Annotated in this window: 12 protein-coding genes and 1 pseudogene; 10 read left to right on the top strand and 3 right to left on the bottom strand. The window is 26.5% G+C overall.

Annotated elements, in window-relative coordinates; all coding sequences use genetic code 11:
* The first annotated feature begins 14 nt into the window (after positions 1-14).
* The 8 genes from ACFQ1U_RS10205 to ACFQ1U_RS10170 all read left to right on the top strand — a co-directional run bounded on the left by ACFQ1U_RS10205 (position 15) and on the right by ACFQ1U_RS10170 (position 6,868).
* Positions 15-464, top strand: coding sequence for a hypothetical protein (locus tag ACFQ1U_RS10205; protein ID WP_386107979.1), 450 nt, complete (start codon positions 15-17; stop codon positions 462-464).
* Between the two features lie 28 nt (positions 465-492).
* The gene (locus tag ACFQ1U_RS10200) at positions 493-1,677 is read left to right on the top strand and encodes a hypothetical protein (protein WP_386107977.1); all 1,185 of its coding nucleotides are present in this window, start codon (positions 493-495) and stop codon (positions 1,675-1,677) included.
* A gap of 586 nt (positions 1,678-2,263) precedes the next feature.
* Positions 2,264-2,827, top strand: coding sequence for a hypothetical protein (locus ACFQ1U_RS10195; protein WP_386107974.1), 564 nt, complete (start codon positions 2,264-2,266; stop codon positions 2,825-2,827).
* Positions 2,828-2,896: 69 nt separating this feature from the next.
* Positions 2,897-3,478, top strand: coding sequence for a hypothetical protein (locus tag ACFQ1U_RS10190; RefSeq protein WP_386107971.1), 582 nt, complete (start codon positions 2,897-2,899; stop codon positions 3,476-3,478).
* A 250-nt stretch (positions 3,479-3,728) separates the two neighbouring features.
* Entirely contained in the window at positions 3,729-4,259 is a 531-nt protein-coding gene (locus ACFQ1U_RS10185) for a hypothetical protein (protein WP_386107969.1), read from the top strand.
* A 277-nt stretch (positions 4,260-4,536) separates the two neighbouring features.
* Positions 4,537-4,989: a hypothetical protein gene (locus tag ACFQ1U_RS10180; RefSeq protein WP_386107967.1), complete on the top strand. Its 453-nt coding sequence runs from the start codon at positions 4,537-4,539 to the stop codon at positions 4,987-4,989.
* Positions 4,990-5,199: 210 nt separating this feature from the next.
* Positions 5,200-6,243, top strand: coding sequence for a hypothetical protein (locus ACFQ1U_RS10175; protein WP_386107965.1), 1,044 nt, complete (start codon positions 5,200-5,202; stop codon positions 6,241-6,243).
* A 145-nt stretch (positions 6,244-6,388) separates the two neighbouring features.
* A complete protein-coding gene (locus ACFQ1U_RS10170; RefSeq protein WP_386107963.1) occupies positions 6,389-6,868 on the top strand; it encodes a hypothetical protein in 480 nt (159 codons plus the stop codon).
* 5 nt (positions 6,869-6,873) lie between these two features.
* Here ACFQ1U_RS10170 and ACFQ1U_RS10165 read toward each other — a convergent pair whose 3' ends face one another.
* Together ACFQ1U_RS10165 and ACFQ1U_RS10160 are read right to left on the bottom strand one after the other, a co-directional pair.
* A complete protein-coding gene (locus tag ACFQ1U_RS10165; RefSeq protein ID WP_386107961.1) occupies positions 6,874-7,242 on the bottom strand; it encodes a YchJ family protein in 369 nt (122 codons plus the stop codon).
* A 3-nt stretch (positions 7,243-7,245) separates the two neighbouring features.
* On the bottom strand, positions 7,246-7,605 hold the full coding sequence (locus tag ACFQ1U_RS10160; RefSeq protein WP_386107959.1) for a hypothetical protein: 360 nt from the start codon (positions 7,603-7,605) through the stop codon (positions 7,246-7,248).
* Between the two features lie 106 nt (positions 7,606-7,711).
* On the opposite strand from ACFQ1U_RS10160, the gene ACFQ1U_RS10155 reads away from it, so the two are divergent.
* The gene (locus ACFQ1U_RS10155; protein ID WP_386107957.1) at positions 7,712-8,485 is read left to right on the top strand and encodes a M90 family metallopeptidase; all 774 of its coding nucleotides are present in this window, start codon (positions 7,712-7,714) and stop codon (positions 8,483-8,485) included.
* Between the two features lie 57 nt (positions 8,486-8,542).
* Here the strand turns inward: ACFQ1U_RS10155 and mnmE are convergent, their stop codons facing one another.
* Entirely contained in the window at positions 8,543-9,937 is a 1,395-nt protein-coding gene (gene mnmE, locus ACFQ1U_RS10150; protein ID WP_386107955.1) for a tRNA uridine-5-carboxymethylaminomethyl(34) synthesis GTPase MnmE, read from the bottom strand.
* Between the two features lie 327 nt (positions 9,938-10,264).
* Between mnmE and ACFQ1U_RS10145 the strand changes: the two are divergent.
* Positions 10,265-12,164, top strand: a pseudogene (locus tag ACFQ1U_RS10145) (hypothetical protein); the annotation flags it as partial.

Here is a 12,164-nt window from a genome sequence, read left to right as displayed (position 1 = left end):
ATAAAACCGAATAAATGAAAAAATATTTATACTATTTAGTACTCTTTTTAGGTTTTTCAGCATTAGTATCAGAAGTAGTTAATAGTTTTGAGGAAACGAAATTATCTTATGCTACATTCAATAGTTATAAATATTTTGTGGCAGAAGAATTTAAAGATACTTTATGTTATGCTGCTAGTGGAACTAATGTATCTCATGATTTAAAATTTTATCAGGGTTATTTAATTAAGAATAAGGTCGAAGCAAGCCTCACAGGATATAAAAAATTTATTGATAAAATAAGATTAAAAAATGGTAATATACCTGTATGGTTTTGTAACATCAATGGTGTTTCTGAATTAGTTTTTAGAACAAAAAGCTCACCTCCTAACAAACCTTTTTTTAAAATATACTTTTATGTTTTTTGTTGGATTGGTTCTATATACTCATTAATATCTTTAAAAAAATTAAAAGATGAAAAATAAATTTCTATACATAATAGCTTACTTTTTTTTGAGCTCTACATTTGGACAAGTTGAAGAAAATAATGGAATTGTTATTGAATACAATAAAGATTTATCAATAGAATATATTACTTATAATCTTCCTTTAAGGATAGATAAAGTAGAAAATCAATCAAAAATTGATTATTCAAAAATTGAAGGTTTGGTACAATCATTTTTTTCAGCTTCAAATTTAAAATGGGCACTTTCAGATTATCTCAGCGAGAATCCAAAAACAGGTAGAGGAAAAAAACATTTTGATGCCGTAAAAGAGTTAAATCCTCAAAATAATTATGCACAATTGGAGACTATATACAAGTTTCTCTATAATTCAAGACAGTTTGCTTATGTAAAATATTCACTTATAACAGAGAAAATTCCTTTTCCTATAATTGGAATGTTATCTCTTGAGAAGAAAGATGATAGATGGTATATTAGTAATCTTTTCAATCAAAGTGATGTTCAACTTACTTTTGCAAACTTGAATCAAAATGTGATTAGAGATTTATTTAGTCAAAAAAGTAATAATAGTGAAATTGTTAAAATTGCTAATAGTCTTAAAAATTCGAAAGGGTATTTTGATTTTACAATTATAAATGAGATGTATTCTGATTTAATGTCTGATCGTAAAACAAAAACATTACTGAAAGACAAAAGATTAATTGATAGGAATGTTAATTTTAGAAACGCTTCTTTTGAATCAGAACCAGTGACTTCTAAGCATATGGTAAGTCAACCATTTATATTAGACAAAGCGATTTTCACAGAGTATTCTTCCAGAGAACAAAGTATTATTAAAGATGAAAAAAACCAAGATAAATTTTCAGGAAAACCTGAAAGTATTTTGTTAAAAGACACACCAATATCTCTCATACATAAGTTTTATTTTGTTGATAATGATGAAAATTATTTTATCATAAAGTATGTAGATAATGATGTTAAAAAAGTTGTAACGATAAAAGAAAATAGTGGAGTGTATTTAATAGTTGAACCAAATAAATTTAAATCTTGGGAAAATTTATTTTTACAAATTAAAGGGAGTTTTTTTATCGATTTACTTCAATTAGATATTACAGATAAAAATTTAATTGAAATAAAAAAAGAGAATTCTAGCATTTCAAAAGGTATTAATCTGGACTTATTATCAATACATATTGAAAAAAATAAAACAACTTTAAGTAAATATTTAGACTAAAAAGCCTCCAGCTAGCGCTAGCGTTCCGCTAATGCCAGTCATTATTGAGAGATTGAGTTCATAATAAAGAAGAAGTATACTTTATAAGTTTTGAAACCGTATATTGGTTAGATATTTTTGTGCAATAAATTTTTCTGAAATAGAAGAAAGTATAAGGTATTCTAGAAAAAAAATGGCTCCCATGGACAATTGAACATGCGGCTATAAAAAAAGTAATGTTAAAAAACCTCAATTTTAGCAACAACATAACAAACCAATAGAATTATGGATTAAAAAATTATACTACAAGAAATAGTTTATATGCATAATAACGATATAGATATCTAGTTTATAATAGGTACTATAGACTAGAAATATTGTAGCGTTAGAAATTATCGAGATGACCAAACCATTTTAAAAATTGATATATGAAGGTAATTGAAGAATTTAACAATAACGAATACACAAATATGATGCTAGCGCCAACGAAGGAGATATTTTTAAATTAGGGTCAAAATTTAGAGTTGATGAACTTACATTTCAACCTAGAATTTTTCCAGAAGACCCTATAATTAGAGTTATTAAATTAACAATATATACCTTAAAAATGAATGCTATTCTAAAACAGCTGGATATCTTAAGAAAACGAATAGAGTCTATTCGCTTAGAAGATAAATCTAAATATGATGAAGATTATAAAAAACACTTGTCAATAGAAGAATCTGTTTACAGGCGATTGATAGAAAATATTGAATACCAAATTTTATCTCCTATTGAAAAACAAAGTAAGAGAGTTTTAAATCTATCCAAATTAAGAGAGCAAAATAAAGATGTTATAAATGAATTAAATGAAATCAATCTATATTCAAAAATTAAAGAGGTTATTCCTTATATAATGGCAGTTAGTTATAAAATAAATATGGAGGAAAAACACCTAACAGAAGATTTATTAGAGTTTTGCGAAAAGCAATTAGAAATTATTGATTCATCTCCTTATAAGAGGAAAATTATCTTTCCTACTAAAGAGGAAATTGAAAAAGCTTTTAAGAGTTATACAGAAAAAATAAAACCTAATAAAATACCTGCTTTAAAAGTTTATAAACAACCAGAGGTAAATAAAAAAATAGAAGAGTTATATCAAATGTTTTTAAAGCTTTCAGTTACCAATTAAAATGAAAAATTATTTAAAATATTATGACTATAATAATTTACAAATTATAAAATTAAAGAGACTACAAAAATGAGTTTAAAGTCACTGTTTTTTTATCAGCGAAGATTTATCTTAACCCTAATTTATATTATAGCAGGACTTATATTTATTAGTTTTTCTATAATGGCAATGCTAGAGCCATCGCAAAAAAGTGAGCTACATTTTTATAAAGGGAAACCAGAAAAATTAACTATAGAATATAAAAAAGGATCAAAAGATAGTTATCTTAAAATTTTAAAATTATGTATTAAAGAAAAAGAAATAAATACAGTAATCAATAACAGAGAGTCTGAATTATTAACAAAAAGTTTAGGTGATGTTTTATTTGAAAAAAGTAATCAAAAAATAATTGTTCAAACCCCCATTAAAGTAATTGAGTTGAGTAATTCTTATTTAAAGAAAGAAGATTTAAATAAAATCAAGGTGGAGGTTTATTACTCAGAACAGGTTATTAAAGAAATAAAGATAAATGATGTTAAAATTGTTGTTTTTGAAGAAAATTCAAGATTAATTTATATTGTTGTAACTGTGTTAGGTTTACTATGGTTATTATGGCAATTTAAAATTTTGTTTTCTCTAATTAAAAATAAACCTGAAAAGTTATACAAATAAAAAAGTTAGGTTATAACAACAACGTTAAAAATTATTGTTAAATACTGTTTAATATAAGTAGTATAATTATATTTCATTAGTTGTTATCATAACTTGTAAGCACGATGGTACAACTATTATTTATCATACATCGTTAAGAGGTTGAGGTCATAATATATAATAGCCTTCAAGGAACGAGAAAAAAATAGAAGAGTTATATCAAATATTTTTAAGGCTTTCGGCTACTTATTAATATAAAGCTATATTAAAATTGATTTTATCTAAAGAACATTATTATAAAAGAAGATGGTTTTTAGCAATTTTGTTTTTGCTAATGGGTTTTTGGCTACTATATCTTAGTTATGGTCTGTTTACTTATAACAAAAATAAAAGTGAATTAATTACAAAAAATAGTACTCCATCAATTATAAAAATAGAAAAGATAAGAATTAGTGGTTCACCCTCAGTAGCGCTAACAATTGTAAACGATAATGCTAAAATATCAGCCATCATAAATGATGATATTATAAATAAATTGTCAGAAATATACAATTTACCAGATTTAAACAAATATAGTTTTGGTAGCGAATTAATTTTTAACAACAACAGAAAATCATATACATATTGTTATTTTAAAGATAGGTTATATCAATTAGAAATTAATGATGTAGAGGTAATCGTATATAATAAAAGTAAATCTTTTATGGGGTTTTTAGTATTAATTGTAGCATTAGCTTGGATAAGTTTTCAAATTTGGGTTTTGTATACATTAAAAACAAAAGGTTTAAAAGCTTATGGTTAATAATTGTATGTAAAAAGTATAAATTTCTCTTATGCTATAGCTAGTAAACAACATTTGAATGTGCAGCTAAACATAACAAAGTGAGATTTAAAGTTTCAATATTACCTTCTGGATAATGTTCAAAAAAAAAATAATAGATATTTTAAGTAAAAATAATTTAATAAAAAGTGAAAAGGAGCTTTTGAATCAAGTGCCTGTTATTCTTCAAAAAAAATGATTTGGAGTTTCTTGTAAATACTTAACTTATGAAAAAAACAAATTATAAATTTATCAAATAATGATTAAAAAAATATTAACGAATATTTTTAACTATACTTTTATAAGTTTAATAACTTTAATAAATGGAGCATTAATTTATTTAATGTTTTCTAATGTTTTTTTTACAATTAAAAATTGGAATAATATAGAAAAAGGAGTTATCATTAATACATGGGTAAACACATTTAATAGTGAAAGTTATCATGCAAAAATGTACGATGTAAAAATAAATAGTTTAACCTTTAGAGCAAAAGATGAAATTGAGACAAAATACGCTGTTGGAGATACTGTATTAGTACAATATAAAGGAAATAAAAATGTAAGAATTTTATATGTAAATGGAAAAAAAGTAGGAAGTAAAATAGGTCTTTTTGAATATATCTCTTTTTTCTTTACAATAATATTACTCCTAATATCAATAGTTTTTATAAAAAATAAATTTAAAAAAATTAAGAGCAAAAGGTTGGGCTGATCATACAACAGCATTAACTAATATGAAATAAACAATTTAAAGAAATTTAACATGGCGATAAATCAAAAGATGCCTTAGAATCAATATGGGGAAATCAAAATCTGAGAAACTAATTATTTGATTTTAACCCTAACTTATTGCCAAGATAACAATTTGATAATTCAATTAATTCAACAGATAGTAAGCTATATACATTAATAAAAAAACAATATGTTTAAAGAGAGTAAAATAATAGATAAAATTAATGAAATAGTTATTTTAAATGATGTAATCACATATAAGAGAGAGTCTAAGCTAATAATAAACAATAAAGAGATTGATATAAACCCTTTATTATGGTTTATAGATGAATTAAACGAATGTATATGGTTGAAAGATGAGATGTGGGATAATTATTTTATTAAATTAAAAAAATTAAGTTTTGAAAAAATAGATATAAATATTGCAATAAATTCTGTGAAAGGAAAATATTGTATTGGTTTTTTTGACAATCAGTTAAGTGTTGTTAATATAAAAAATTTCACTTTAAATTTTAAGCTTTCTACAGAAATACAAAGTTTTAAAGAAAGCTTTTTTTTATCAGAAGTATTAATAATAAGTACTGAAGACATTATTCAATGTTTTTCTATTTTGAATAAACAAATGATATGGAGTTTAGACATAAATAAATTAGAGAGTAAGGAAATTACAGTTGTTTTTAGCTCTATTTTAGGTATTCTAAATAATTCATTATTTATATCATGTAATAAGAATAATTCAATTTTATCAGTAGATATAAATACTGGAAAAATTCAAAATAAATGGAGAGAGATACCAGGTATAAATATTAATTCTCAAATAGAAGGTATAATACCTAATACTGAAAGCTTTGTATTAGACAAAGAGCAAAGTAAGCTCATAGGTGCCTTTCATAAATATTATTTAGAAATAGATCTAAAATCTAATGAAATTAGTTATGTTGATGTTTCAGAAGAGTTGAGTAAGTATGATATTATTTTTATAAAACAATCAAACGATATTTCTTTTACTAAAGATCATTTGTACTTAACTGCAATGATAGAGCAATATGAAAATGATACAAAATTTACCTACGATTGCATATTCTTATTAAACAGAAATACACTAAAGATTGATTGGATATATAAATTTAAGGAAGCAAGTTTAGGAACACATAAACCTAAATTATCAGGAAATAAATTATACCAGTTAGATAATAATAACACATTGCATGTGTTTGAAAAAGTAATCAAATAAAATAACAAATGAGTAAAAATAGGGTTTAATCAAAATAATTCATTTTTTAGTTTCTTACGCTCATAAGACATTTGTGTTCTCAAAAATAAATTGCTGTAATTTTGATAAAAGAAAAACTTTAATAAGTTTATAAACAACTATTTTAATGAGAGGAATATTTTATTTCATTTTATTTTTTTTGGGTTTAGCTTCTATTTTCATGACTATTAATGATGTGATTAATAATAGGTATTTAAAGGAAATAAAGAATATTAAAAGTTTAAATAATAAAGACAAATACATGTCTGAAGATTTACTTTTAATAACAGAAACAAGAGATCGTAATGAAAATACAAGTGAAACAATGCGTTTTGATATTGAAGGAATTCTTCAAAGTAATGATTCTATTATAAGTTTAGATATCGGGTTTTCCGAGTATTTAGATTTTAGTTTAAAGTATCAGCCAGTATATAAAAGTAAACTAACAGGAACTTACTACTTAAAAGGTGCACCTTTAAAATATTATAATGGCAACTTAAGAGAGTTGTATTTTTTTATTTTTTTAAAAATCTGTTTTTATCCAATTTTTATATTCCTAATGTATTTATTAAAGCAATATTATTTATATCGAAAGTATAGAATTTAGTTATGTTAATAGATTTTATCCAAATACACCCAATGATTATTTTCTTTGGTAAATGAAGAATGCTCTTCAATAACGTCAACTGATCCATTTTCAAAAAAGTAAGCTTTAAAATGAACGGTATTTTGGGTGCTTTTTAAAACATCTAGTTTTATCCAGTTCACAGATTGAGTCCATTTTTTGAGTTCTTGATACTCGTTTTTAGATAACCTTGTGCTGCTATGGTGACTTTTAGCTAAATATTCAATATTGGCTAAAACAAAAGCACTGTAGCGAGAGCGCATTAATATTTCAGCAGAAGAAACGTTGGTTATATCTGTATGTGCTTTTTTACAACATTCAGCATATAAAACTTGGGGGTTACAAGGACATTTCATTCTTTAATTAATCTTTTTTGAGGTATTTGTAATTCTAAAACAACGTTCTTCGCCTAAATATTTAGGATTTCCATGTTTTTCAGACCAAAACCCGTCTAAAATATCTTTAGTTAAACACTTATAAACAACCACACCCTTGTAGGTTAACTCAGTGTCACATTTATAGTGAAAGTTTATTACTAAAATATTGTTCTTAAAAAATCCTGTTCCTTTTTGTACTTGGGAATCACCAATAGTCCATGTAGCAATAATCCGTTTATTAACATCTACAGTTAAGGTAAGCGTTCCGCTGTATGAGCTTCCATCTTCATCTTGATTATTACCAGATATAGCAAAGTTTCCAACCAAATCATCTACTGTCATACTACAAAAATTATTATAAGCAAATATAAAAATAGTAACTTATATATAGTATTAGTTCTTGTAAGGTTACGGAAAATATATATTTTTACAAAAATGAAAAAGAACTTTGCTATACATTATACTTACTATTGGGCTTCTTGTAATTGTTTATAATTTTATAAACAAGAAAAAAAACACATCAAAAAATATACATAAAGTTGAAATTGAAGATCACTGGTATAGTTTGTTAGAAGAACATGTGCTGTTTTACAAAAAGCTAAACACTGAAGATCGATTGCATTTTAAAAAAAGAATGCAATCTTTTTTATCTAATGTTACTATCACATCTGTAGATTTTGAATTAGAAGATATTGATGTTCTTTTAGTAGCCGCTAGTGCAATTATTCCTGTTTTTGGTTTCGATAACTGGTCATATCCTAATATTAAAAAGATTATTATTTATCCTGATTATTTTAATTATGATATGGAGTTTACCAAAGATGCTAAAGACAAGTTAATAGGAGGTATGGTAGGAAATGGCCCATTAGAAAACAAAATGATTTTATCTAGAAAAGCACTACATCATGGTTTTTCAAATAAAACTGACAAAGGGAATACTGGTATTCATGAATTTGTTCATTTAATAGATAAGTTAGATGGAGATATAGATGGTGTTCCAAAAGTTTTAATGGAAAATAAAAATCTAATGCTTTGGCTAGATTTAGTATACGAAAAGATGGAGGCTATTAATAATAACAAGTCAGACATTAGAAGTTACGGAGGCACATCAGAAGTAGAGTTCTTTGCCGTAGCATCTGAATATTTTTTTGAACGCCCAATGTTATTAAAAAGAAAACACCCTGATCTTTATAAAATGCTTCACCAATGTTTTGTACCTTAATTAAGAAAGGATTAGTTGGAAATACAATTCTTAATACCTATTAAAATAACAAGTCATTTACTTTCCAATACAGAAATTAGAAAAAATATGTCCTAAAATATCTTTGTCAACATCATATTCACCAGTAATATTTCCTAAATGACGTAAACATTCACGGATATCAATTGCAAATAAATCTGAAGAAATCCCTAAATCCATTCCATTTTGAACTGATGTAATACTTTCTAAAGCATTATTTAGCGCCTCAAAATGTCTTGAGTTAGTTACAATTGTTTCATTATTACTTAACGCTCCAATATTAACCAATGAAATTAATTCGTTCGTTAGGTCATCTATACCTAATTTTTCTTTAGCAGATAGTAATATCAGGTCTGTAACCTGTTGTTGTAAAAGTTCTTTGTGTTTTAAATCAAGTTTATCAATTTTATTAGCAATAGTAAGTACTCTTTTATTAGGAAAACGAGATTTTATAAGTTCTAATTCTTGTAAAAATACAGGAGAATCTGTAGTAAACTTTTCAGCATTAATTAAAAAGATAATTAATTGAGCTTTTTCTGCTTTTTCATAAGCTTTTTGAATACCAATATTTTCTACAACATCTTCAGTTTCTCTAATACCAGCAGTATCTATAAAACGGAAAGCAACACCGTCAATAATCATTTCATCTTCTATAGCATCACGAGTAGTTCCTGCAATGTCAGATACAATTGCTTTTTCTTCATTTAAAAGGGCGTTTAAAAGTGTAGATTTACCCACATTAGGTTCACCAATAATAGCTACAGGTATACCATTTTTCATAGCATTTCCAAAAGCAAAACTATCTATTAGTTTTTTTAATACAGATGATATGGTAGTTAATAGTTCTTGAAATTTGGTTCTGTCGGCAAACTCTACATCTTCTCCAGAAAAATCTAATTCTAATTCAATTAAAGCGGCAAAATCTAACAATTTTCCTCTAAGCTCTTTTAATTCGTTAGTTATTCCACCGCGCATTTGCTGAATTGCCATTTGATGAGATGCTTCAGAATTAGAAGCTATTACATCAGCAACAGCTTCAGCTTGGCTTAAATCCATTTTACCATTTAAAAAAGCACGCATGGTAAACTCTCCATTATCGGCCATTCTACAACCATTTTGTAAAAAAAGTTGTATAATTTCTTGTTGAATGAAAATAGATCCATGACATGAGATTTCTACTACATTTTCACCCGTATAAGAATTCGGATTTTTAAATACAGATACTAAAACTTCATCCAATATTTTGTTGTTATTAACAATATGGCCAAGGTGAATGGTATGGGTTTTTTGATCTAATAGTGATTTATTTTTTCTAACCGATTTAAAAAAACGATCTACTAATGAAATGGAGTTTTCACCAGATAATCTTATCACAGCAATTGCACCAACACCTGCTGGAGAGGCTAAAGCAATAATGGTATCATTTTGTATCATACTGCAAAATTAAATATTCCGTAGTATAGAACATGATATTTTTTGCATTTTGTCAAAAAAATAAAAAAGGGAAAATCACTTTAATTAAAAAAATGCTTTGGTTGTTTTGAAAAATAGTTACATATTTGCCCACGAAAATTAAAAGTTTTTTCCCTCCAAATTCTTTTCTTTTTTATTGAAATTCAGTTAAGTGCTGTTTTTTTAAAAAATTGTTACCCCCATTTTATTACCCTTACAAATAATTATGTAATCCCCATTACAATGTTTCCTGCTATCAGAATTTTTAACTCTGATTGCAAAATATTTATATAAAAAATTGGAAAGCTAATGAGGGCAAAAATTACTATTCTATTATTTTCACTTTTGTGCACTATATCATATGCGCAAGTTAAAAAAGAATTTTCTCCAAGATTTTCTCAGGGTGTAAACGGAAATGTTACTGTTATTGCAAATAACGTCTTGTCAAGAACAGCTACTGGTAACTACAATGGAGATGCTGGGAATCATGATTTCAACAACAATGTTTTTGTTGATATTGATTCAGATAACTCTACCTTTAATTCTAGTAGCGCTAATTTTTCTAACCCATTACCAACAGCCAGTTGTGTAAGTATTAAAAAAGTGTTTTTATATTGGGCGGCAGCCAATATGGAGGAAGATGATCCTGCTGATGAGTTGGATTGGGATTTTAATCAAGTAAAATTAATGCTTCCAGGTTCTTCAACCTACCAAACGCTAACCGCTGATGATGTAGTTTTTAACGGAAGACAACCAGGGGAACATTTTGTTAACGATCCTTATGTTTGTTTTAAAGATATAACAAACTTGGTAACACCATTAAATACACCTTATGGTAAATATCAAATTGCGAATGTTAGAGCTAAAAAAGGAGAGTTAATTTCTCATATCAATAGTAATACTGGTACATCAGGTGGTTGGCAAGTTGTTTTTATATATGAAAGCTCAATTTTACCTGCTAAAAACATAACTATTTTTGATGGTTATGCAAATGTAACTCGAAACACTAACAATTTTGAAATTGATTTTGACGGGTTTTTAACGATTCCTAATGGAATTGTAAAAGCAGATTTATTAATAGGAGCTTTGGAAGGAGATAAGGATTTAGGAGGTGATAAATTTCAAATTAAAGATAGTAGCAATAATTGGATTGATATTTCATCTAACTTAAGAAATAGCAATAATTTTTTTAATAGTAGTATTTCACAAAATGGAGTACCTTTTACAGATAGAAATCCAGCCAGTACAAATACTTTAGGTTTTGATTCAGATGTGTTTCCGCTTTCAAATCCATCTAATTCAGTAATTACTAACGATCAAACATCCGCAACAGTTAGATTAACTTCAAATCAAGAAACTTATGGTTTATATTTAGTGGGTTTATCTGTTGATGTTTGGGAACCCAATATTGCACCTTTGTTATTATCAGTAAATAGACCAACTGGTACAGCAGTGAGTATAAATGAAGAATTAGAATTTTCTTTTGAAGTAGAAAACAACGGAAATGATGATGTTACAAATTTACAAATAGAAACAGTATTACCTGATGAAATTGAACTAGTTGAACCAATTTTAAATCTACCAACCGGAGTTGCTTACTTATATAATCCATTAACAAGAAAGCTAACGTTTAATATTTTAGATGGCGTAACAGATGTAGATTTTGATGCTTATAGAATAGCTTTTAAAGCTACTGTAAAAGATCAATGTTATTTTTTAAAAGAGTATTGCTCAGATGGATTTTCATTACAATTCACAGCAACCTATGCTGGTGAAGTTAATTCAAACGTAAAAACTGTTATAAGTTCAAGTGCTATTAATGATTGTCTAATAGGAGATGAATTACCTTTGTTAATTCCCATCAACCGACCAGCAGAAGGAAAGTGGATAACTCCAGTAGGTTCTTTAGATGAAGTAATTGCCTGTGATAATGTAAAAAGATTACAGTTAGCACTATTGTCGCTTCCTTCAGCAACCTGTAATTTACCAATTACTAAAGTTAGAGATGAATTTATTCCTAATGGTTGTGGCGAATCTTCAGGATCTTACATTAGAGAATGGACTTTTACAGATAAATGTGGAAGAGAGTCTGAGGTTTTTAGACAAACAATTATAATTGAAGATACAGAAGCACCCGTTTTTAATGAATCATTACCTACAGATGTTACGGTTAGCTGTTCAGAAGTACCTGCAGCAGTAACGTTAACCG

It is taken from the genome of Tenacibaculum geojense (assembly GCF_042676005.1).
GTDB lineage: Bacteria > Bacteroidota > Bacteroidia > Flavobacteriales > Flavobacteriaceae > Polaribacter > Polaribacter geojense.
The sequence above is the reverse complement of the archived record's forward strand: the minus strand, read 5'-3'. Positions and strand labels throughout refer to the sequence as shown.

What these genes read in the sequence shown, in the direction of transcription:
- ACFQ1U_RS10205 (WP_386107979.1), top strand. Translation starts at nt 15, where the DNA reads ATGAAAAAATATTTATACTATTTAGTACTCTTTTTAGGTTTTTCAGCA.
- ACFQ1U_RS10195 (WP_386107974.1), top strand. Translation starts at nt 2,264, where the DNA reads ATGAATGCTATTCTAAAACAGCTGGATATCTTAAGAAAACGAATAGAG.
- ACFQ1U_RS10190 (WP_386107971.1), top strand. Translation starts at nt 2,897, where the DNA reads ATGAGTTTAAAGTCACTGTTTTTTTATCAGCGAAGATTTATCTTAACC.
- ACFQ1U_RS10180 (WP_386107967.1), top strand. Translation starts at nt 4,537, where the DNA reads ATGATTAAAAAAATATTAACGAATATTTTTAACTATACTTTTATAAGT.
- ACFQ1U_RS10175 (WP_386107965.1), top strand. Translation starts at nt 5,200, where the DNA reads ATGTTTAAAGAGAGTAAAATAATAGATAAAATTAATGAAATAGTTATT.
- ACFQ1U_RS10170 (WP_386107963.1), top strand. Translation starts at nt 6,389, where the DNA reads ATGAGAGGAATATTTTATTTCATTTTATTTTTTTTGGGTTTAGCTTCT.
- ACFQ1U_RS10165 (WP_386107961.1), bottom strand. Translation starts at nt 7,242, where the DNA reads ATGAAATGTCCTTGTAACCCCCAAGTTTTATATGCTGAATGTTGTAAA.
- ACFQ1U_RS10160 (WP_386107959.1), bottom strand. Translation starts at nt 7,605, where the DNA reads ATGACAGTAGATGATTTGGTTGGAAACTTTGCTATATCTGGTAATAAT.
- mnmE (WP_386107955.1), bottom strand. Translation starts at nt 9,937, where the DNA reads ATGATACAAAATGATACCATTATTGCTTTAGCCTCTCCAGCAGGTGTT.